Origin of the sequence: Kitasatospora sp. NPDC127067 (assembly GCF_042724755.1) — a bacterium.
In the GTDB taxonomy this organism is placed as follows: Bacteria; Actinomycetota; Actinomycetes; order Streptomycetales; family Streptomycetaceae; genus Kitasatospora; species Kitasatospora lactacystinica.
Genome location: NZ_JBHXEM010000007.1, coordinates 1 through 19,775, shown reverse-complemented (window position 1 = coordinate 19,775; position 19,775 = coordinate 1). Strand labels below are relative to the sequence as shown.

Sequence of the window (19,775 nt, the reverse complement as noted above, 5' to 3'; positions counted from 1 at the left end):
GGCGGTGGTACCGCGGGTGGAGACAACCCTGAGGCCGCCTCAGGGTCGGCGTACCCAAGAAGGTCAACCCGATCTGGCCCCAAAGGGCGATGACGGCGGCGCCGCGGCGGCCTCTAATGGACGGGCAAGGCCAATCACACGTGTTCGCGGAGGAGTTGAGGACGCCATGACCAACGAGAAGGCGGCGGGGGACGATCTGGACGGCGGTGCGCCGTACCGCTCCCGGCGACGCGTCCTGATGCGCGCCGGGGTGCCGGTGGCGGTGGTCGCGGTGATCGCCGCAGGGGTGGGGCTGGTCCCGGCGCTGGCCGCCGACGGCGCACCCGACCTGCCGACGCTGACGTCGGAGCAACTGGTCGCCAAGGTGCTCGGGTCGGAGACCCGGACGCTGTCCGGGACGGTGTCGATCAGCACCGACCTCGGGGTGCCCGGCCAGCTGCTCGGCGCGGCCGGCGGCCTCGGCGGGGCGGTCGGCGGGCACGGCGGTGACGGCCGGGGCTCCACCGCGGACCCGCAGTCCAAGCTGCTCGGCCTGCTCGGCGGGGACCAGACGCTGCGGGTCGCGGTGGACGGCCCGGACCGCCAGCGGGTGGACGTGCTGGAGAACATGGCCGGCTACACCCTGGTCCGCAACGGCGACCAGGCCTGGGCCTGGGACAGCTCGTCCAACTCCGCGGTGCACATGACCGGGCGGGCGGCCGCCGAGCAGCACGGCAAGGCGCCGCTGTCCGAGCTGCCGACCACCCCGCAGGAGGCCGCGAAGCAGTTCCTGACCGGGAGCGCCGGCACCACCTCGGTGACCGTCGCCGGGACGGCCAAGGTGGCCGGGCAGAACGCCTACGAGTTGAGCGTGAAGCCCACCCAGTCCGGTTCGACGCTGGCCGAGGTCCGGATCGCGGTGGCCGCCGACAACGGGGTGCCGCTGGCGGTGGCGGTGAAGTCCGTGGACGGCAGCACCGTGCTGAACGTCCGCTTCACCCAGGTGTCCTTCGCCAAGCCGGCCGACAAGACCTTCGACTTCTCCGCCCCCAAGGGCGCCAAGGTGACGGAGCAGAAGGCCGGGGACGTGGCCAAGGGCGCGCCGGGCGACGCCCGGGAGCACCGCGGCACCGGGGCGCCCGAGGGCGTCGACGTGATCGGCGAGGGCTGGACGACGGTCGTCTCCACCCGGCTGCCCGACGCGGTGGACGGGGCACCGAAGGGCGACGCCAAGGGCGGCAAGCACGGCGGCCGCGGGAACGGGGCGGCGCAGTCGCTGAACCCGCAGGCGATGGTGAAGTCGCTCGGCAAGCCGGTCGCCGGCGGCACCCTGGTGAGCACCAAGGTGCTCAACGTCCTGCTCACCGACGACGGCCGGGTCCTGGCCGGCGCGGTGACCCTGCCGGTCCTCCAGCACGCCGCCGGGGTGAACTGACGGATGACCAAGGCTCCCGTAACGGGGGACGTTACGGAGTCGGCCGGGGGTACGGGCGCGGTGCCGCGTCCGGCCCCCGCGCCCGTCCCATCCGCTTCCCCCGCCTCCTCCCCCGTCTCCGCCGCCTCCCCGGCCGCCCCGGCCTCGCGTGAGGCCGCCGACGACGTCATCCGGACCCGCGGCCTGACCAAGCGCTTCCGCGGCGGCCAGCTCGCCGTGGACGGCCTGGACCTGGCCGTGCCGCGCGGGTCCGTCTTCGGCTTCCTGGGCCCCAACGGCTCCGGCAAGACCACCACCATCCGGATGCTGATGGGCCTGATCGCCCCCACCTCGGGCGCGGCCAGCGTCCTCGGCGAGCCGATGCCGCAGTCCGTCGCCACCGTGCTGCCCCGGGTGGGCGCGCTGATCGAGGGCCCGGCCCTGTACGGCTTCCTCTCCGGCCGGGACAACCTGGTGCGCTTCGACGCCGCCGACCCGACCGCCGACCCGCGCACCCGCCGGCAGCGGGTCGAGGCGGCACTGGAGCGGGTCGGCCTGAGCGCCGCGGCGGGCAAGAAGGCCCGCGCGTACTCACTGGGCATGAAGCAGCGCCTGGGCCTGGCCTCCGCACTGCTGCAGCCGCGCGAACTGCTGGTGCTGGACGAGCCGACCAACGGGCTGGACCCGCAGGGCATGCGGGAGATCCGGACGCTGGTCCGGGAGGTCGCGGCGGAGGGCACCACGGTGTTCCTCTCCTCGCACCTGCTGGACGAGATCGAGCAGGTCTGCACCCACGCCGCGGTGATGTCCCGGGGCCGGCTGGTGGTGCAGGGCACCGTCGCCGAGCTGGCCGCCCGGGCGCAGGGCCGGCTGGTGGTCCGGACCCCGGACGTGGCGCGGGCCGCGGAGGTGCTGGCGGCCCACCGGGTCACCGCCCTGGTGCCGGGCGAGGACCGGGTGGACGGCGAGCCGGGCGTCCTGGGCGAGGAGGCGCTGCCCAGGCTGTGCGCGGCGCTGGTCGAGGCCGGGGTGCGGGTGCACGGCTTCGGGCTGGAGCGGGGCACGTTGGAGGACGCCTTCGTGGCGCTGACCGGGGAGGGCTTCGATGTCGCGGGCTGAGGCACTGTCGCGGGCCGGGGCGCCGCCGACCGGCACCGGCCGCCGGCCGCGGACGGCGGCCGGGTTCCTGGCGCTGTTCCGCAGCGAGCTGCACCTGACCTTCCGCCGGATGCGCACCAAGGTGCTGCTGGGCATCCTGGCGGCACTGCCGATCCTGATCGGGGTGGTGGTCAAGCTCAACACGGACAGTCCGCACGAGGGCGGCGGCGGTCCGAGCTTCATCGCGCAGACCACGCAGAACGGGCTCTTCCTGGTCTTCACCGCGCTCGCGGTGGCGCTGCCGGTCTTCCTGCCGATGACGGTCGGCGTGATCGCCGGGGACTCGGTGGCGGGCGAGGCGGCCGCCGGGACGCTGCGCTACCTGCTGGTCGCCCCGGCGGGGCGGACCAGGCTGCTGGCCGCCAAGTTCACCGCCGGGCTGGTGTTCTGCGCGGCCGCCACGGCGACGGTCGCGGTGACGGCGCTGGCCGCGGGCGCCGCGCTCTTCCCGCTCGGCCGGGTCACGCTGCTCTCCGGGGACACCATCGGCCTCGGCGACGCGCTGCTGCGCGCGCTGCTGGTGGCCCTGGTGGTCGCGGCCTCGCTGGCCGGGCTGGTGGCGATCGGGCTGTTCGTCTCCACCCTCACCGGCAGCGGCATCGCGGCGATGGCCGCCACCGTCGGGCTGGTGGTCACCGTCCAGATCCTGGACGTCTTCCCGCAGCTGCACGCCGTCAGCCCGTTCCTGTTCTCCCACTACTGGCTGAGCTTCGCGGACCTGCTGCGGGCGCCGATGTACTGGGACGGCGTGCTGAAGGACCTCGGCCTCCAGGCCGCCTACGTCGCCGTGTTCGGCTCGGCGGCCTGGTCCCGCTTCACCAGCCGGGACATCAGCGTGTGACGGCCGCCTCGGCGGGTGCGGGCTGCGGCCGTGCCGCGGCCCGCACCGCGCGGTCGGCCCGCACCTGGCGCAGCGCGTCCCAGGTCAGCAGCGCGAGCGCGGCCCAGACCAGGCCGAAGCCGGCCCAGCGGGCGGGCGGCATGGACTCGTGGAACACCGCGACGCCGATCAGGAACTGGAACACCGGCGCCAGGTACTGCAGCAGCCCGAGCACGGTCAGCGGCACCCGGACGGCGGCCGCGCCGAAGAGCAGCAGCGGGATCGCGGTGATCACCCCGCTGAGCATCAGCAGCCCGGAGTGCCCCCAGCCGTACGAGCCGGCCACCGTGTGCCCGAAGGTGCCGCGCCCGCTGACCTCCAGGTGGACCAGGTAGCCGAGGGCGAACGGGAACATGAAGGCGCTCTCGGCGGCCAGGCTCTCCAGCCCGCTCAGCCCGACCTGCTTCTTCAGCAGGCCGTAGGTCGCGAAGGAGAGCGCCAGGGTGAGCGCGATCCAGGGCAGCTGCCCGTACGCGACGGCCAGCACCGCGACGGCGGCGGCGCCGATGCCCACCGCGGTCCACTGCGCGGTGCGCAGCCGCTCCTTGAGCACCAGGACGCCGAAGGCGATGGTGACCAGGGGGTTGATGAAGTAGCCGAGGCTGGTCTCGACCACGTGCCCGGCGTTGACGGCCCAGATGTAGACGCCCCAGTTGACCGAGATCACGGCGGCCGCGCCGGCCAGCATGGCGAGCCGGCGGGGCTGGCGCAGCAGCGGGCGTATCCAGCCCCAGTGCCGCTGGGCGATCAGCAGCAGGACGACCGCGACCAGGGACCAGACCATCCGGTTGGCCAGGATGTCGTCGGCGGCACCCGGTTCCAGCAGCGGCCAGAACAGCGGGAAGAGCCCCCAGATGCCGTAGGCGGCGACGCCGGACCAGAGGCCCCGGCCGTAGTCCTGCTGGTCTGTTCCCGCCATGGCCGAGTGCCTTCCCGCGCGCGTGTGTCGAGGCGACGGTAGCGGGCGGGAGGGCAGGCTGTCATCTCCGTTTCCGGATTTTGGTCATGACATTGCTCGTAGGTCGGACGGCTCCGCCGCTCCGGGGCCCGGAGCGGCGGCTCGGCGGTCCCGGCCCGCGGCGCCTCAGGAGTTCAGGGCCGCGCGGACGGACTCGGCCAGCGGGACGGTCGGACGGCCGATCAGCCGGGCCAGGTCGCCCGGGGTGCCGGCCAGCTCGCCGCGCGCGATGCCCGCGTCCACGTCCACCAGGGCCTCGGCGAAGCCCTGCGGCAGGCCCGCGCCGACCAGCGCGTCCAGGTGCTCGGCCGGGGTGACGTCCCGGTGCTCGACCGGCCGGCCGGAGGCCTTCGCCAGCTCGGCGGCCAGCTCGGGCAGGCTCCAGGCGGCGTCGCCGCTCAGCTCGTACACCTCGCCCCGGTGCCCCTCGCCGACCAGGACGGCGACCGCCGCGGCCGCGTAGTCCGCGCGCGGGGCGGTGGCGACCCGGCCCTGCCCGGCGCTGCCGAGCACCACGCCGCGCGCCACCGTGCCGGCCGCGTCGCCCAGGTAGTTCTCGGTGTACCAGCCGTTGCGCAGGAAGGCGTGCGGCAGGCCGGAGGCGAGGATCAGCTCCTCGGTCGCCTTGTGCTCGTCGGCCAGCCGGAAGGTGGCCGCCCCCGGGATGCTGGTGTAGGCGAGCAGCGCGACCCCGGCGGCCTTGGCGGCCTCCACCACGGCCCGGTGCTGCGGGATCCGGCGGCCGACCTCGCTGCCCGAGATCAGCAGCACCCGGTCGCCCTCGGCGAAGGCGCCGGCCAGGGTCTCCGGCTTGTCGTAGTCGACCACCCGGACGGTCACGCCGCGGGCGGCCAGGTCGGCGGCCTTCTCGGCGGAGCGGACGGCGACGGCCACCTCGCTCGCGGGGACCTCGGCCAGCAGGCCCTCGACGACGAGACGGCCGAGCTGGCCGGTGGCACCGGTGACGACGTACATGGTGTGCTCCTCAGGGGTTGCTACGGGGTTCTGGCCTCGAAACTCACCCTAGGGGTGGCACTAACCTTTCGAAAGTACGTACTTCAAAGTAGGGTACTGACATGAAGGTAAGCGAGCTGAAGGCCGGCGGACTGCCCCCCGCCGACGTCTTCGACCGGATGTGCCCGTCCCGGGGCGTGCTGGAGCACGTCACCAGCCGCTGGGGCGTGCTGGTGCTGGGCGCGCTGAACGAGCGCGGCTACCGGTTCAGCGAACTGCGCCGCAAGGTCACCGGGGTCAGCGAGAAGATGCTCGCCCAGACCCTCCAGACGCTGGAGCGGGACGGCTTCGTGCTGCGCGAGGCCCACCCGGTGATCCCGCCGCGGGTCGACTACAGCCTCACCCCGCTGGGGCGGGAGGCGGCGGAGCTGGTCGCGGCGCTGGCGCACTGGTCGGAGCGGCGGGTGCCGGAGGTCGAGACGGCCCGCCAGGAGTACGACGGGCGGGCTACCGCCCCGCGATGAGGGCGTCGAGCCCGTCCAGGACCCGGGCCAGACCGAAGGCGTAGGCGTGGTCCGGGCTGTACGCGCCGCCGTGCGCCGCACCGGCCGCGGCACCCACCCGGGCGGCGACCGGATAGCGCTCGGGGTCGAAGACCCGGGCGAGCAGCCCGGCGTTGGCCGCCCACCACTGCGCGTCGGTCATCGCGCTGTCCTGCCGGGCGGCGCGCTCGTCGGCGGCCATCCGGGCGCAGGTCTGGACGAAGCCGAGCAGGTGGGTCAGCGCGGCGTCCAGGTCGACGTCGGAGAGCCCGGTGCCCTCGAAGGCGCGCAGCTCGTACTCGTACTTGGCCATCAGGCCGGGCCCCAGCGGCGGACGGCTGGTGGAGACGGCGGCGACCCACGGGTGGGCGCGGTGCAGCGCCCGGTTGTCGTCCGCGACGGCGGTGACCCGGGAGCGCCAGCCCTCGTCGGCGGGGGTGCTGCGGGGCATCGTGGCGTAGACGGTGTCCAGCATCAGGTCGAGCAGCTCGGCCTTGCCGGGCACGTAGGTGTAGAGCGCCATCGGGGAGAGCCCCAGCTCCTGCGCGACCCGGCGCATGGTGACGGCGTCCGCTCCTTCGGCGTCGGCGAGGGCGATCGCGGTGGTGGCGATCTCACCGGTCGAGCGCGCCTGCCGGGGCCCGCGCCGGCCGGGCTTGTCCTCGGCGGTGAGCCCCCAGAGCAGGGCGAGGGTGCGTGCCGGGTCTCCTGCGCTGCTGCGGTCGCTCGCCATGGGGCCATCGTTTCACGCACCGGCAGGGGCCTTGACGGCGTGGGCGGCTACCGTCTCAGCATGACCAGCCCGACCAACCCTCCCGGCGCGACCGGCCTGCCCGGCACGTCCGGCCTGCCCGGCTCGACCGGTCCGACCCGCGCGTCCGGCGCGTCCGGCCCCGAGCCGCTTCCCGGGACGGACACCGCGCAGACCCTCCGCCCGCGGGTGACCTGCCGCCGCTGCCACCGGCCGCTGCACGACCCCGAGTCGCGGATGCTGCGGCTGGGACCGGAGTGCCGGGACCCGGCGGAGCGGGTCGCGCGGTTCGACGTCGACCAGGAACCGCTGCCGGGAATGGGTTAGGGCCGGCCCCGGCCTCAGGCCTCGTCTCAGACCTGGCCTCAGACCTCGCCTCAACCCAGGCCTCAACCCAGGCCTCAGCCCCGGCCGAAGAGGCGGCGCAGGCGGCCGGGGCGGGGCTCCTCCCCGGCGGCCCGCTCGGCCTCCGCCCGCTCCGCCGCCTCCGGGTGCTCCGCGGTCCCCGGGTGCTCCGCCGCCTCGGCCTGGTCCGCCGCCTCCGGTGCGGCCTCCGCCCCCGCGTCGGCGGCGTCCTCCTGCTCCATCAGGTGCCGGGCGAGCGCGCGGTCCTCGTCGGACGTCCAGGGCGCGGCGAGCACCAGCGCGGACAGCGAGCGGAGGATCGTCACCGCCCGGGTGCGGCGGGCCCGGGCGCCGTGGTGCAGCCGCTGCTGGAGCAGGGCGGCGACGTCGGCCCGGGTCTGCGGCTGGGTCCAGCCGATCGCGACCAGCGCGAAGCCGGCCGCCTCGACCACCCAGTCCTCCGGCCCGAGCAGCAGGTCGCGCAGCACCCGGCGGCGCTCGGAGCCGGCCCAGGGCTGGTCGGTTCGGTGGTGGGCGATGCCGAGGCAGGCGAAGACCTGGACGGCCCGCACCCAGAGTTCGGGCTGGTGGGCGAGCAGGGCGCGGCCGAGTTCGTCCTCGCGCGGCACGGGCGGGTGGACCAGGACGCCGAGCAGGTCGTCCAGCGGCAGTCCGGCCAGCCGGACGGCGTGGTCGTAGGCGGCGGGGACGGTCGGCCAGAAGATCTCGGCGGTGGCGCGGACGAGTTCGGCGCTGCGCGGCGCGGGCGGGGCGACGGCCGGGCGCGGGTCGGTGCCGTCCCAGGCCCAGATCCGGGTGGTGGGTTCGGTCAGCGGCAGCCGGGGGTCGGGCTCGCCGACGGCCCGGTAACCGACGGTGGAGCGCGGCAGCGCGAGCCGGACGGCCAGCACCGAGCTGGGCGGCTCCACGGTGGAGGCCGTGCAGTCGATCTCGGTGTCGCGGCCGGTGTCGGGGGCGGCGAGCACCTGGTGCAGCACGTTGACGGTGGCCTCGGTGGCGCCGGAGACCAGGCCGAGCCAGGGCTCCCGGTGGCTCAGCCGTTCCAGCAGTTCCTGGGCGTACTCGTGCTCGGGGTGGGAGCGGTGGTGGTCGGCCAGGCCGAGCAGGTGGGCCGGGTCGCCGTCGAGGGCGTGGCGCAGCCCGTACCGGGCCGGGCCCGCCTTGGGGTGGTCGGGCTCGGCGGCGAGCACCCGGTCGAGCCAGGGCAGGCCTTCGGCGGGGCGCCCGAGGGCGCCGTACAACTCGGCGACGTCGACGGCGAGGTAGCTGCTGGAGTCGTCGCGGTCCGGCGCGACCCGGGCCAGCTCGGCCTCCCAGACGGCGAGCGCCCGTTCCGGCCGGCCGGCCGAGCGCAGGGCGTTGCCGAGCATCACTGCGGTCAGGTAGCCGGGGGCCAGCCGGTGGGCCCGATCGGCGAGTTCGACGGCGCGGTCGGTGTCGCCGAGCCGGCGGGTCAGACCGGAGGCCATCGCCAGCAGCGACACGTGGTCCTCGTGCCGGGCCAGGACGGCCTGTACGAAGTCGTGGAACGGCCGTACGGCTTCGGCCGGTTCGGCCGGGAGCGGGTCGGGCAGCGCGCCGGTGGCGCGGGCCACCGCCTGGGCGACGGCGTCCGGGTCGACCAGGCCGGGCAGGTCCTCGCGGGCGAGCCAGGCGGCGTGCGCCCAGGGGCGGGCCGGCTCGTGCTGGACGGCGGAGGCGAGCAGGCCGACGGCGGTGTCCCAGTCCCCGGCGGCGGCCTCCACGTGGGCCCGGCAGGCCACCGTGCCGAGGTACACCTGGCCGTCCAGCGGGAACAGCTCGCGGGCCGCGGCCGGTCCGCCCGCCGCCGCGCACAACTCGGCCAGTGCCTCGTGCAGTTCGGGCAGCTGGGGGTCGGCGAGGATCGCGTCGCCGAGGTGGTCGGCGGCGTGGGCCAGGTCGCCGGAGTCGATCGCCAGCCGGGCGAGGGCGACCTCGCCCTCGGCGGCCAGGCGCTCGTCGCCCGTGTCGTCGGTGTGCCCGCTCATTCGCCCCTGCTCCCCGTTCCCCCGGTGCTGCCGTCCCGCTCGGAAGGAGGCTATCCGGTGCGACCGACAGCCCGGTGGGCCCCCGCCGACGGGCGGCGTCCAGCGATCGGACCGGATACGACCCGTACGAGTGGTTTAGACCTCCGGTGGCCATATTTGACGCTTTCCGACCGCGAGGATGACGGGGGCTCTTCGCATGCGAAATGCCAATCCCACTACCGGAATCGAGGAGATCGATGAAGCTCTCGCGCACCCTGTCCCTGGTGGCCTCCGCCGCCGTGCTGAGCACCCTCGCCGTCGCCGGCCAGAGCGCCCCGGCCTCCGCCGCCGGGTCCTTCGTGGTCAGCGAGGCCCAGTTCAACAAGATGTTCCCGAACCGGAACTCCTTCTACAGCTACCAGGGCCTCACCGACGCCCTGGGCGCCTTCCCCAAGTTCACCACCACCGGTGACACCGCCACCCGCAAGCGCGAAGCGGCCGCCTTCCTGGCCAACGTCAGCCACGAGACCGGCGGCCTGCGGTACGTCGTCGAACAGAACACCGCCAACTACCCGCACTACTGCGACAGTTCGCAGTCCTACGGCTGTCCGGCCGGGCAGTCCGCGTACTACGGACGCGGACCGCTCCAGCTGAGCTGGAACTTCAACTACAAGGCGGCCGGCGACGCCCTGCACATCGACCTGCTGCACGACCCGTACCAGGTCGAGAAGAACCCGGCGACGTCCTGGAAGACCGCCCTCTGGTTCTGGAACACCCAGAGCGGCGCCGGGCGGATGACCGCGCACGACGCCGTCGTCAACAACAAGGGCTTCGGCGAGACCATCCGCACCATCAACGGCGCGCTGGAGTGCGACGGCAAGAACCCGGACCAGCGCAACGACCGGATCAACCTCTACAAGCAGTTCGTCGGCGTGCTGGGCACCGACGTCGGCGGCGGCAACATCTCCTGCTGACGGCCCGCCGGGAGCGGGGGCGGGCCCTGCGGAGTGGGAGGTCGGTCGGGCCGACTTCCCACTCCCTGTCGGTGCCGGCTGCTTCACTGGCGCCCAACGTCGAACGAAAGGGCGGCCGCGATGGGTGTGCTGACCGACTACTTCCGCGCGGCCGACGCGGCCACGGTCGTCCGGGCGCTGGAGCTCGGGGACGGCGGGCTGCCGCCGCTCGACGGCGACGGCTCCTCCGAGAAGGCCGCCGACGGGGCCTTCGACGGGGTGGAGGCCAAGGGCGTCGATCCGGACCTCGTGCTCGGCCAGCTGGTGGCGGCCGCCCTCGGGGAACCGTGGCGGGCCGACCTGGTGACGGAGACGGCCGTCTGGCCGACCACACCACCACCCGGCCCGTCCGGGCCCGAGGACGAGGACGACCCGTGGGCGACGGGCCCGTGGGTCACCGCACTGGGCGCCGCCGCCCGGGACGCGCTCGCCGGGGTGCCCGACGAGCGGCTGCCCGAGGTCGTCGGACGGTGGGCCGAGGCGGAGGAGTGGGACGGCGCCGACCCGTCCGACCTGCTGCCGCTGGCCGAGGAGTTGATCGCCCTCGCCCGGCGGGCGCGGGCCGCCGGCGAGCAGCTGTACTGCTGGATGTCCCTGTAGCGGCGCCCGGTCCGACGGTTCAGCGCGGCACCGGGGTGGCGCCGGTCGCGGCCAGCGAGAGCTCCCAGAGGCGGGCGGCCCCGTCCGGGTCGACGGCGTACGGGCGGACGCCGCCGTCGTCCATCGGGGTGTCCGGGCCACAGACGCGGGCCACCTCGCAGTCCTCCAGATAGAGCCCGCCGCGGCCGTCGAGCAGCGGGGAGGTGGCCGCCCACAGGCCGGTGGCCGCGCCCTGGGAAGGGGACTTGAAGTCCGCGCCGATCACGTTGCCCCGGTCGTCCACCCAGCCGCGCTCGACCTGCTCCCGCCGGGTCATCTCCCGCTGGAGCCCGGTGATGATCTTCCCGGGGTGGAGCGCGAACGCCCGGACGCCTTCACCCCGGCCGAGCGCGTCGAGGTGCACGGCGAACAGGGCGTTGGCGGTCTTGGACTGGCCGTACGCCAGCCACTTGTCGTAGCCGGTGCGGAAGTGCGGGTCGTGCCGGCGGATGTCGGTCAGGGCGTGCCCGGCGGAGCTGTTGACGACGACGCGCGCGCCGTCCGGGGCGGCGGCCAGCAGCGGGTACAGCTCGCAGGCGAGGAGGAAGTGCCCCAGGTGGTTGGTGGCGAACTGCCCCTCCCAGCCCGGCCCGACGCGCCGCTCGGGGGTGGCCATGACGCCGGCGACGGCCAGCAGCAGGTCGAGGTGGTCCGTGGCCTCGCGGATCAGCCCGGCGGCGGCACGGACGCTCACGGGGTCGGCGAGGTCCATCGGGACGATCCTGCTCCCGGTTCCGTCGAGCGCCGCACGGGCGATGTCCGGGCGGCGGGCCGGGACGATCACGGTGGCCCCGGCGGCGGTCAGCGCCCGGGTGGTCTCCAGGCCGAGGCCGGAGTAGCCGCCGGTCACGACGGCGGTGCGGCCGGAGAGGTCGACGCCCGCCAGGACGTCCTCGGCGGTGGCGGCGGCGGAGAAGGGCGAGCCGGTCGGCTGCTGCCGGCCGGCGGTGGCCTTGCTGGTGGTGGTCATGGCGACGACGGTAGGAAGTGGAGCGCGGTCTAGATCAAGCCCTGCGGGTCCGCTCCTATGCTCTGACGCCATGACGGAACTCAGCATCGGCGAAGTGGCCGAGCGCACCGGGCTCAGCGTGCACGCCCTGCGCTTCTACGAGCGCGAGGGCCTGTTGGTCGGCCCGGTGCGGCGCACGGCGGGCGGACGCCGGCGGTACGCCGTGCTCGACGTGCAGTGGCTGGAGATCTGCATCAGGCTGCGCGGGTCCGGCATGCCGCTCGCCGACCTCCGCCGCTTCGCCGACCTGGTACGGCAGGGGCCGGGCAACGAGGCCGAACGGCTGCGGCTGCTGGACGCCCACCGGCAGCGCGTCGACGAGCGGATCCGGGAGCTGGAGGAGTGCCGCTCACTGATCGCCTGGAAGACCGCCGTCTACGCCGACCACCTGGAGCGCGGCGAGGCCGCCGGGCTCTGGGACCCGACGGCGGGCTCGCCGGCGGCTCCCGGTCAGTCGTCCTCGCTCTCGTCGAGGTCGTAGGGCGGGATGGTCCAGCGCAGGACCGTGCCGCCGGCGCCGTCGGCTTCGAGGGTGACCGGGAAGACCTGGCCGCAGTCCCGCCCACCGTGGTGCCGGACGGCGTGGTCGCCCGGGTCCCAGTCGATCCCGAGCACCTGGCAGCCGCCGACCTCGATCGCGCCCACGTGCAGCGGGTGGTGCAGGCCGGCCCGCCGGAAGCGGAGGTAGTCGACGTGCTTCTCCACCATGGTCGCCACTCCCCTGCCGCGCAGGCCGCCCTGCCAGGTGCTGATCTCGACCTCCCGCGCGACCGCCTCCGCGACCGGCAGGTCGAGCCACCCGTACGGCCCGTCCTCCCCGCCGTACGGGGAGAGCCGCTCGCCGCCGAACCGCTCGTGCGCGTCCTTCCCGTACCGGCCCCAGAAGGAGAGGTCGGCGAGTCCGTCGGCCGGTTCGTGCTCCAGCCCCGTCCAGGCGTCCAGCCCCACGGCGTCGCCGACCGCCATGCCGCCCCGGTCGACCGGCAGGTCCCCGAGCAGCACCGAACTGTCCACCCCCTCGGGCCAGGGCAGGCCGAGGGCGATCTCCAGCGTCGCGATCGTCGGCTCCTCGTCGAAGGCCGAAGGCTCCGTGGTGGCCCGCACCGCCAACGGCCGGTCGGCGGCGGCCGGAACGGCGACCGCCTCGTACTCCCATTCCTGGAGGTGCCCGCCGCCCGCCTCCGCCGCGGCCGCGGCGCGCACCGACAGCGGCTCGCCCACCCTCGGCCACTCGTCGATCCAGCTGGCCATCGCCAGCACCACCACCCCGGAGGGCGCCGTGACAAATCCCAGGTCAACGAAGGTTTCGGACATCCGCCGATTATCTCCGGGCAGGACGTCGACCCCGTCACTTAGCCTGGCCCGGTGAATCTTGACGATCTCGCCTGGCAGCGGCAGTTCGACGGCGGAATAGAACCTGCCATGGCGGAATACCTGGCCCGCCAGGGGCAGTTGGAACTGCTGATCGAGACCGCCCGGGACCGTGGTGAGTGGTTCTGCGCCGAGGTGGCGGTCAGTGAGCTGTGCGCGGTGGGGGAGTTCGAACGGGCCCTGACGGTCCTGGAGCCGTTCGTCGCGGTCGGCTGGCCGCTCGCCGTGCGGGAGTCCGCCACGATCATGGTCCGGCAGGGCCGGATCGAGGAGGGGCTGGCGCTGGTGCGTCCGGACGCGGCCGGCCTGAAGTCGGCGCACGACTGCCGCTGGTTCGCCGAGGCGCTGGTGGAGGCCGGGCGGGTGGACGAGGCCGTCGAGGTGCTCACGCCCCACCTCGGGGAGCCCTGGATCCTGGAGTCACTGGTCGATCTGACCAGGGGGCAGAACCGTGACGCCCGCGTCCTGGAGCTGCTCGCCCCGTGCGCCGAACGGGCCCTGGGCGGCACGGCGGACTGCCGGTGCTCCGCGGCCGGGGGTCAGCGCGAGTGCCGGCACCAGCCGTCGGAGGTGCTGGTGCTGTACGGGCGAGCCCTGGAGCGCATGGGCCGGGCGGACGAGGCGATCCGGCTGCTGGGCCCGGTCCTGCCCGTCGTCCCGCGCATCGCCTGGCTGTACGCGGACCTCCTCGCCGGCCAGGGCCGGATCGACCGGCTCCGCGAGCTGGCCGCCGGCGAGCACGCGCGGCTCACCCGGAACCGGTGCGCGGAGGCGCTGGAGGAGCAGGGGCGGGTCCGGGAGGCCGAAGCCGTCCTGCACGAGGCCGTCGAAGCGGACGGCCGGCACGCCCGTCGGCGCCTCATGGCCTTCCTGGCCCGCCAGGGACGCCCCGACGAGGCCGTCGACGTCGGGCGACCCACCTACGAGCGTGCCAGAGGAAACCTCCTCCACGAGGCGATCGAACTGCTGATCAAGGCGGGCCGCCCGGAGCGGGCGCTGGAGCTCGTCGACGGCCTCGACGCCGCGTACGTCGACGCGCATTCCGATGTCCTGCGCTTCACCCGGCTGCGCCTGCTCGCGAAGGCCGGGCGCCGTGCCGAGGGCATCGCGGAGGCGCGGGCCCTGAGCGAGCGGGAGCCCGGCCAGTGGGACACCACGCTGGCCTGGCTGCTGGATCAGGACGGCCGGGCGGACGAGGCCCTCGACCTGCTCCGGTCGTCCACCGAGCACGGGGCCCACCGAGCGGTTGCCGAGATCCTGAGCAGGCAGGGCCGCTACGCCGAGGCCGTCGCCGCCGTCCCGACGGTGTCCGCCCAGCGCGAGGCCTGGGATCGGCGCTGAGACAGGAGGCCGCCGACCGACCGGCCTGGATATTTCAGTGAGAGAAATATCCAGGTGGACGGAGGCGTTCCGGCAGGAGCAGGCGCGGGAGGTCCGCGCGAGGCTGGAAGGAGTGCGGCGCCGTGCGCGTGGAGATCTGGAGCGACATCAACTGCCCGTGGTGCTACGTCGGCAAGGCCCGGTTCGAGCAGGCGCTGGCGGCGTTCCCGCACCGCGAGGAGGTGGAGGTCGTCCACCGCTCCTTCGAGCTGGACCCGCGGGCGCCGCACGAGGCCCGTCCGGTGCTGCCGCTGCTCGCCGCCAAGTACGGGATGAGCCTGGAGCAGGCCGAGGCGGCGGAGGCCCGGATCGCGGAGAACGCGCACGCCGAGGGCCTGCCGTACCTGCGCGAGGGGCGCGACGCCGCGAACTCCTTCGACATGCACCGTCTGCTGCACTTCGCCGAGGAGCACGGCCGGCAGGGGCAGCTGCTGGACGCGCTGTACCGGGCGAACTTCGCCGAGGAGCGGTCGGCCTTCGAGGCGGGCCGCCTGGTCGAGCTGGCGGTCGACGCGGGGCTGGACGGCGAGGCGGCCGCGGCGGTCCTGGCCGACCCGGAGGCGTACGCGGAGGCGGTGCGCGAGGACGAGGCCACGGCGAGCGCCATGGGGGCGACGGGCGTGCCGTTCTTCGTCCTGGACCGGCGGCTGGGTGTCTCGGGCGCTCAGCCCGCGGAGACGTTCAGCCGGGCGCTGGAGCAGGCCTGGGAGAGCCGGGTCGCCCTGCCGCTGACGCCGCTCGTGCCCAAGGACTGAGCAGCCGCGGAGTGGGAAGTCGGCCCGGCCGACTTCCTGCTCCAGGAACGACGAGGCCCGGACGGTCCGACCGATCACTGCGCCGATGCCGCCCCGCGCCCACGCCCACGCCCGGGACCGGGACCGGGACCGGGACCGGGACCGACCTGACGAAGCACTACCGGCGGTCGAGGGACCTCAGGAACTCCGGCCGCAGCCGCCAAGGACTGCCGTCCTCCGTCTCGACCTGGTACACGGGCCCGACGTGGCCACCGTCGCGGTCATCGGCCTCGACGGCGCATTCGAGGACCACGCCCCGGGTGCCGAGGATCTCGCCGCCCAGGTGGCCGAGTTCGGGGCGCGGCGGGTCCGGGGTGGTCAGCGCCACCCGCTCACCGCGGGCGAACGTGGCCTCGTCGGGCCAGGGAGTCGTCATATCACCAGGTTATGGGCCTCGCCCCGCCGTCCCGGACCCGACGACTGCGGCCGGGCTCCGGGGAGCTACTCCCGCACGAACCCGTGGCTCCGCTCCACCTTCGCCACGTGCAGCGTGTAGCGCTCGTACCACTCGGCCCGCCCGCGCTTCTGCGCCGCGCGGTGCTCGGCGTTGGTCCGCCACTCCGTGAGGGCGTCGGCGTCACGGAAGTACCCGACGGTGATGGACAGCCCGCCGGGAGTCTGCGCGTGGTCCATCCCCAGGTACCCCGGGATGTCCTTCAGCAGGTCTTCCATGCGGTCGTTGGTCTCGCTGTAGCCGGCCCGGTCCTGGGTCGGCACCGCGGTGAAGACCGCCGCGTAGTAGGGGGTTTCAAAGGCCTCGACGGGCACGGCAGGCACATTCGCATCATTGCTCACAGCGTCACCGTAGGGCGGGACCCGCCCGGCGTACCAGCGTCTTTGCCGAACGGGATCCACAAGGGATCCAGATCTTTGCCAAGCCGCCGCCGGTCCGTGGCACCGCACTAGTCGTAGAAGAACTGACGGAGGTCCTCGACCGAGCCCGGGCCGAAGAGGAAGGCCTCGAACCCGTTGACCGCGCGAAGCGGTGGCGGTCCGTCAGCGGAGAGCCGCCGCAGCCAGGCCTCGCCCTGCTCCCCCACCGCGTGGACGGCGGAGAGCAGTTCGGCCATCCCCGCCGGGCGGGGTGGGACCACTCCGGTGACCGGGACGAGGTCCCAGCCGCCCGCCCGGGCGGCGAGCCGCAGCACACCCGCCCAGGTGGCGATCCGGCAGAGCCGGTTGCGCAGGGGCAGTTCGACGGACGGCTCCAGGTATCCGAGTCCGACGGTCGCGGCGGCGAGGTCGTCCATCACCTGCCGTTCGAGGGCGGTGCGGGTCCAGAGGCCCTCCTGGGCGTCCTCGACGGCCGCGTGCCACCACTCCCAGGCACTGTCGAGACGCGCCGTGAACTCGTCCACCCGGCCGGGTCGCAACCCGGTCGGCGACGGAGATCCGGACGTGCCGCTCCGCGGTCGGTGGAGGTAGAACAGTTCCGGGTCGCCCTCGTCGAGGCCGTGGAGAAGGCCGACCGGCCGCCACCCGGCCCGTTGCAGCAGTCGCCGCATCGGATGATTGGAGACGTTGGTCGAGGTGAACAGCTTCGGGGTCTCGCAGGAGGCCGCCACGGCGTCCAGCAACCGGCGGCCGACGCCGGTGCCACGAGCGGACGGTCCGACCATCAGCATCGTGACGAAGCCCTGCTCGAAGAACGTGTACTCGACGACGCAGTAGCCGAGCGGGCCGGTCGCGCCTTCCGCCACGAACAGCGGGCTGATCGGGCCCTGTCGGCACCACCTGCGGATGCTCGCCGCCCGGTCCTCGTCGCCTTCGAGCGCGACCGAGTCGATGCCGACCAACGCGTCCGCGTCGGCCTCCCTGCCGCGCCGCACCACGAACTCGCCCAGGTCAACTGCATCCATGGGGACATGCTGCCAGTCCGGGCCGATGCCACCGCCTACCGCGGGCCGGGGACCGCGTCGGCGCGGGGGTTCAAGCGGGGGTTCAGACGGGTGGCCTGCCATGGGGAGTTACGGCCGGCGGCCTCGCGGTAGGCGACGCGCTGGACGGCGAAGAGCAGACGGTAGAGATTGAGGGCGGTGTCGGAGTCGTCGGCGGCGAAGCCCAGGTGGTGGACGAAGTCTTCGAGCTTGAGCCAGTCGAAGTCGTCGGGGACGGGCGGGGCGACGGCGACGCCGAAGACCGTGTTGAAGGCGGCGGCCACGGCGTAGTTGGCGGCGGCGAGGGCGTTGGCGACGTCGGGGTCGGCGGCGGGGTCGGGGACGCACATGGGGGGCTCCTGTTCGTCGGGCTTTGCAAGGTTGCGCGCGGAGGTCACCGGCGCTCGCCGTGGCCGGCGTCGAAGAGGAGGGTGAGGAGGTTGAAGAGCGTGGAGGCGGGAGCCGTGTTGAAACGGACCAGGACCCGGCCGTCCAGGGTCCTGTCCGTGCCGGCCGACGGGAAGACCAGGCCGAACTCGCGGCCGCGCTCCTGGAGTTCCCCGAGGAGGCTGCGGACCTGGTCCTCGGTGTAGGCCCGGATGCGGGGGTCGGTGGGCTGCATGGGGTAGCGGCGGCGGTTCACGCGGAGGCCTCCAGTTCGAACCAGACGACCTTGCCCTGCTTGCGGGGCTCGGCGCCGAAGCGGTGGGTGAGGGCCTGGACGAGGAAGAGGCCCCGGCCGGAGAGGGAGAGCAGGTCATCGGGGAGGCGGGACTCCGGGAGGACCGGGCTGTTGTCGGCGACCGAGACCCGGAGGCGGTGATCGGCGAGGGCCAGCACGACCACGGGCGCAAGGGTGCCCCCGTGCCGCCACGCGTTGACGAAGACTTCATGGAGGGCGAGTTCGGCGTCGGAGATGACGGACGGTCGCCACCCCGCGGAGGTGAGCAGGTCGGAGAGCTCGGTACGAGCGCTGGACCAGTCGGGAAGGTTGCAAGCACGCATGAGACACCCCAGGGGAGGAAGAGGGGGAATCGACGAAGCAGACACTTCACCGTGTGATCGGTGCAACACTGAGAGTAGGGTCTCTAGTGACAAGGTTGCAAGGCGTCTACGGAGACTCACTCGTTAGTGGCATCCCGCATGGGTTGTGCGCGACACTGCGCCGACAGGGAAGGGGCGATCGTGGGATACAAAGGACCAATCAGCCAACGCCAGCGCCGATTTGGCGAAGAGTTGCAGCGACTGCGCACGGCCGCCGGACTGTCGGCGCCAGAAGCCGGCGCGCTGGTAGGCATGAAGGGTCCGGCAGTCAGCCACACCGAAGCTGGCCGGATCACCTTGAACCCTGAGCGCCTTGAGATCTGGCTCGATGCTTACGGCTGCACCGACCCGCTCTACCGCAAGGGCCTGGCCGAGATGGGTCAGAGCACCGGCAAGGGCTGGTGGAGCGAGTACGAAGGCAAAGTCCCCATGTTGGCCCTGGACTTGGCCGAAGCAGAAGAGCGGTCCGTCCGACTCCAGAGCTATGACTCGCTCTACATCCCAGGAGTCCTCCAGCTACCTGACTACGCGATGGCGATCTACGAAGGCGCCCTTGGAAGTCAGTGGGCGCCCGAGACGCAGGTGCGCTTCCGAATGGATCGACAGCGCATCCTCACCGATGACAAGCTCCTCAACTTCGTCATCCATGAGGCTGCGTTGCGCATGCGCTTCGCCGGTGACGCAGCGATGAGGGCTCAACTCCTCCACCTGCTCGACATGGCGGAAATGCCGAACGTCAGCATCCAAGTACTGCCGTTCACGGCACCCAAGCATGCCCCGCTATCGGCATCGTTCCTGGTCTGCGATCCAGGATGCCGCGAGCTGTCAACGATCATCTTGTCCGGCCCCAAGCGAGCGGAGCATCTCGGCGAACCGGCGGAGACGGATGTCTACGCCAGGAAGTTCCAGCAGCTGAGCGAGCTGGCGCTACCGCCTGCCGATGGCAGCGAAGCCCTGCGTAAGCTCGATGCGCGCGACTCTTGGGGGCTCATTCACCACATCCTCTACGAGCTTCAAACCTGAAAGGCGTCCGATGTCCCACCTGGTCTGGCAGAAGTCGTCGTACAGCGACGCGGAAGGCGCCGACAACTGCCTGGAACTGGCGCAAGGAAACGGGGATCTCCGCCACGTCCGCGAATCCGACGACCCCTCCGTCGTCCTGACCACCACCGCAGCCAAACTCCGCACCTTCATCCTCGGTGCCAGGGCCGGCGAGTTCGACCACCTCGTCTGAACCCTGCCCCGCCCGCTCGCCGCACCGGCGAGCGGGCGGTCCTCGTTCCAGGGCTTGTTCCGAGGCATTCGGCCGTCCCGGAAACGCGAAGAACCCCCATCCGGGACCCGGATGGGGGTTCTTCTGAATAATTGTTCGGCGGCGTCCTACTCTCCCACAGGGTCCCCCCTGCAGTACCATCGGCGCTGTAAGGCTTAGCTTCCGGGTTCGGAATGTAACCGGGCGTTTCCCTCACGCTATGACCACCGAAACACTATGAAACTGTCACCGCACACCCGACAGGATTCGGGCGGGTCGTTGTTTCAGAACAACACAGTGGACGCGAGCAACTGAGGACAAGCCCTCGGCCTATTAGTACCGGTCAACTCCACCCCTCACAGGGCTTCCATATCCGGCCTATCAACCCAGTCGTCTACTGGGAGCC

At 73.2% G+C, this 19,775-nt stretch carries 24 protein-coding genes and 2 rRNA genes; 12 read left to right on the top strand and 14 right to left on the bottom strand.

Annotated elements, in window-relative coordinates; translation table 11 throughout:
* Positions 1-166: 166 nt before the first annotated feature.
* The 3 genes from ACFWJ4_RS04850 to ACFWJ4_RS04840 are packed head-to-tail and all read left to right on the top strand — an operon-like array spanning position 167 to position 3,392.
* The gene (locus ACFWJ4_RS04850) at positions 167-1,414 is read left to right on the top strand and encodes an outer membrane lipoprotein carrier protein LolA (protein ID WP_380539215.1); all 1,248 of its coding nucleotides are present in this window, start codon (positions 167-169) and stop codon (positions 1,412-1,414) included.
* A 3-nt stretch (positions 1,415-1,417) separates the two neighbouring features.
* Complete coding sequence (locus ACFWJ4_RS04845; RefSeq protein WP_380539212.1) at positions 1,418-2,512, top strand: ABC transporter ATP-binding protein; 1,095 nt, start codon at positions 1,418-1,420, stop codon at positions 2,510-2,512.
* Positions 2,499-3,392 carry an ABC transporter permease gene (locus ACFWJ4_RS04840; RefSeq protein ID WP_380539209.1) on the top strand — a complete coding sequence of 298 codons (894 nt, stop codon included), beginning with the start codon at positions 2,499-2,501 and terminating at the stop codon, positions 3,390-3,392. The genes ACFWJ4_RS04845 and ACFWJ4_RS04840 overlap by 14 nt, the downstream gene beginning before the upstream one ends.
* On the opposite strand, the gene rarD is transcribed toward ACFWJ4_RS04840, so the two are convergent.
* Both rarD and ACFWJ4_RS04830 read right to left on the bottom strand, forming a co-directional pair.
* The gene (gene rarD, locus ACFWJ4_RS04835) at positions 3,382-4,350 is read right to left on the bottom strand and encodes an EamA family transporter RarD (protein ID WP_380539206.1); all 969 of its coding nucleotides are present in this window, start codon (positions 4,348-4,350) and stop codon (positions 3,382-3,384) included. The genes ACFWJ4_RS04840 and rarD overlap by 11 nt on opposite strands.
* A gap of 165 nt (positions 4,351-4,515) precedes the next feature.
* The gene (locus ACFWJ4_RS04830) at positions 4,516-5,364 is read right to left on the bottom strand and encodes an SDR family oxidoreductase (RefSeq protein WP_380539203.1); all 849 of its coding nucleotides are present in this window, start codon (positions 5,362-5,364) and stop codon (positions 4,516-4,518) included.
* A gap of 101 nt (positions 5,365-5,465) precedes the next feature.
* Between ACFWJ4_RS04830 and ACFWJ4_RS04825 the strand changes: the two genes are divergently transcribed.
* Positions 5,466-5,867 (top strand): helix-turn-helix domain-containing protein, encoded by a 402-nt coding sequence (locus ACFWJ4_RS04825; protein ID WP_359899842.1) that lies wholly within the window; start codon positions 5,466-5,468, stop codon positions 5,865-5,867.
* Here ACFWJ4_RS04825 and ACFWJ4_RS04820 read toward each other — a convergent pair.
* Complete coding sequence (locus ACFWJ4_RS04820; RefSeq protein WP_380539200.1) at positions 5,851-6,618, bottom strand: TetR/AcrR family transcriptional regulator; 768 nt, start codon at positions 6,616-6,618, stop codon at positions 5,851-5,853. The genes ACFWJ4_RS04825 and ACFWJ4_RS04820 overlap by 17 nt on opposite strands.
* Before the next feature lie 60 nt (positions 6,619-6,678).
* Here ACFWJ4_RS04820 and ACFWJ4_RS04815 point away from each other — a divergent pair, with 60 nt between their 5' ends.
* Positions 6,679-6,963, top strand: coding sequence for a DUF6011 domain-containing protein (locus tag ACFWJ4_RS04815; protein ID WP_380539197.1), 285 nt, complete (start codon positions 6,679-6,681; stop codon positions 6,961-6,963).
* A gap of 74 nt (positions 6,964-7,037) precedes the next feature.
* Here the strand turns inward: ACFWJ4_RS04815 and ACFWJ4_RS04810 are convergent, their stop codons facing one another.
* On the bottom strand, positions 7,038-9,011 hold the full coding sequence (locus ACFWJ4_RS04810; RefSeq protein ID WP_380539194.1) for a tetratricopeptide repeat protein: 1,974 nt from the start codon (positions 9,009-9,011) through the stop codon (positions 7,038-7,040).
* Positions 9,012-9,247: 236 nt separating this feature from the next.
* On the opposite strand from ACFWJ4_RS04810, the gene ACFWJ4_RS04805 reads away from it, so the two are divergent.
* Both ACFWJ4_RS04805 and ACFWJ4_RS04800 read left to right on the top strand, forming a co-directional pair.
* Positions 9,248-9,964: a chitinase gene (locus ACFWJ4_RS04805; RefSeq protein WP_380539191.1), complete on the top strand. Its 717-nt coding sequence runs from the start codon at positions 9,248-9,250 to the stop codon at positions 9,962-9,964.
* 120 nt (positions 9,965-10,084) lie between these two features.
* On the top strand, positions 10,085-10,603 hold the full coding sequence (locus ACFWJ4_RS04800; protein ID WP_380539189.1) for a hypothetical protein: 519 nt from the start codon (positions 10,085-10,087) through the stop codon (positions 10,601-10,603).
* 19 nt (positions 10,604-10,622) lie between these two features.
* On the opposite strand, the gene ACFWJ4_RS04795 is transcribed toward ACFWJ4_RS04800, so the two are convergent.
* Entirely contained in the window at positions 10,623-11,612 is a 990-nt protein-coding gene (locus tag ACFWJ4_RS04795; RefSeq protein ID WP_380539187.1) for an SDR family NAD(P)-dependent oxidoreductase, read from the bottom strand.
* Positions 11,613-11,682: 70 nt separating this feature from the next.
* On the opposite strand from ACFWJ4_RS04795, the gene ACFWJ4_RS04790 reads away from it, so the two are divergent.
* On the top strand, positions 11,683-12,132 hold the full coding sequence (locus ACFWJ4_RS04790; RefSeq protein ID WP_380539184.1) for a MerR family transcriptional regulator: 450 nt from the start codon (positions 11,683-11,685) through the stop codon (positions 12,130-12,132).
* Here ACFWJ4_RS04790 and ACFWJ4_RS04785 read toward each other — a convergent pair.
* Positions 12,102-12,965 (bottom strand): hypothetical protein, encoded by an 864-nt coding sequence (locus ACFWJ4_RS04785; protein WP_380539181.1) that lies wholly within the window; start codon positions 12,963-12,965, stop codon positions 12,102-12,104. The genes ACFWJ4_RS04790 and ACFWJ4_RS04785 overlap by 31 nt on opposite strands.
* A 51-nt stretch (positions 12,966-13,016) precedes the next feature.
* On the opposite strand from ACFWJ4_RS04785, the gene ACFWJ4_RS04780 reads away from it, so the two are divergent.
* Both ACFWJ4_RS04780 and ACFWJ4_RS04775 read left to right on the top strand, forming a co-directional pair.
* Entirely contained in the window at positions 13,017-14,363 is a 1,347-nt protein-coding gene (locus ACFWJ4_RS04780; RefSeq protein ID WP_380539178.1) for a tetratricopeptide repeat protein, read from the top strand.
* Between the two features lie 122 nt (positions 14,364-14,485).
* Positions 14,486-15,157 (top strand): DsbA family oxidoreductase, encoded by a 672-nt coding sequence (locus tag ACFWJ4_RS04775; RefSeq protein WP_380539175.1) that lies wholly within the window; start codon positions 14,486-14,488, stop codon positions 15,155-15,157.
* A 157-nt stretch (positions 15,158-15,314) separates the two neighbouring features.
* On the opposite strand, the gene ACFWJ4_RS04770 is transcribed toward ACFWJ4_RS04775, so the two are convergent.
* The 6 genes from ACFWJ4_RS04770 to ACFWJ4_RS04745 all read right to left on the bottom strand — a co-directional run bounded on the left by ACFWJ4_RS04770 (position 15,315) and on the right by ACFWJ4_RS04745 (position 18,078).
* Positions 15,315-15,572 (bottom strand): hypothetical protein, encoded by a 258-nt coding sequence (locus ACFWJ4_RS04770; RefSeq protein WP_380539172.1) that lies wholly within the window; start codon positions 15,570-15,572, stop codon positions 15,315-15,317.
* Positions 15,573-15,637: 65 nt separating this feature from the next.
* Positions 15,638-15,973: an antibiotic biosynthesis monooxygenase family protein gene (locus ACFWJ4_RS04765; RefSeq protein WP_380539169.1), complete on the bottom strand. Its 336-nt coding sequence runs from the start codon at positions 15,971-15,973 to the stop codon at positions 15,638-15,640.
* 125 nt (positions 15,974-16,098) lie between these two features.
* Positions 16,099-17,055 carry a GNAT family N-acetyltransferase gene (locus ACFWJ4_RS04760; RefSeq protein WP_380539166.1) on the bottom strand — a complete coding sequence of 319 codons (957 nt, stop codon included), beginning with the start codon at positions 17,053-17,055 and terminating at the stop codon, positions 16,099-16,101.
* Positions 17,056-17,090: 35 nt separating this feature from the next.
* A complete protein-coding gene (locus ACFWJ4_RS04755) occupies positions 17,091-17,423 on the bottom strand; it encodes a hypothetical protein (protein ID WP_380539163.1) in 333 nt (110 codons plus the stop codon).
* Between the two features lie 44 nt (positions 17,424-17,467).
* Positions 17,468-17,716, bottom strand: coding sequence for a hypothetical protein (locus ACFWJ4_RS04750; protein WP_380539160.1), 249 nt, complete (start codon positions 17,714-17,716; stop codon positions 17,468-17,470).
* Positions 17,713-18,078, bottom strand: a complete 366-nt coding sequence (locus ACFWJ4_RS04745; protein WP_380539157.1) for an ATP-binding protein — start codon at positions 18,076-18,078, stop codon at positions 17,713-17,715. Before ACFWJ4_RS04745 ends, ACFWJ4_RS04750 begins: the two co-directional genes overlap by 4 nt.
* A 180-nt stretch (positions 18,079-18,258) precedes the next feature.
* Here ACFWJ4_RS04745 and ACFWJ4_RS04740 point away from each other — a divergent pair, with 180 nt between their 5' ends.
* Entirely contained in the window at positions 18,259-19,140 is an 882-nt protein-coding gene (locus tag ACFWJ4_RS04740) for a helix-turn-helix domain-containing protein (protein WP_380539154.1), read from the top strand.
* A gap of 10 nt (positions 19,141-19,150) precedes the next feature.
* Positions 19,151-19,351 (top strand): DUF397 domain-containing protein, encoded by a 201-nt coding sequence (locus ACFWJ4_RS04735; protein WP_380539151.1) that lies wholly within the window; start codon positions 19,151-19,153, stop codon positions 19,349-19,351.
* Positions 19,352-19,484: 133 nt separating this feature from the next.
* Here the strand turns inward: ACFWJ4_RS04735 and rrf are convergent.
* Both rrf and ACFWJ4_RS04725 read right to left on the bottom strand, forming a co-directional pair.
* A 5S ribosomal RNA gene (gene rrf / locus ACFWJ4_RS04730) occupies positions 19,485-19,601 on the bottom strand.
* Positions 19,602-19,682: 81 nt separating this feature from the next.
* A 23S ribosomal RNA gene (locus ACFWJ4_RS04725) occupies positions 19,683-19,775 on the bottom strand; the annotation flags it as partial.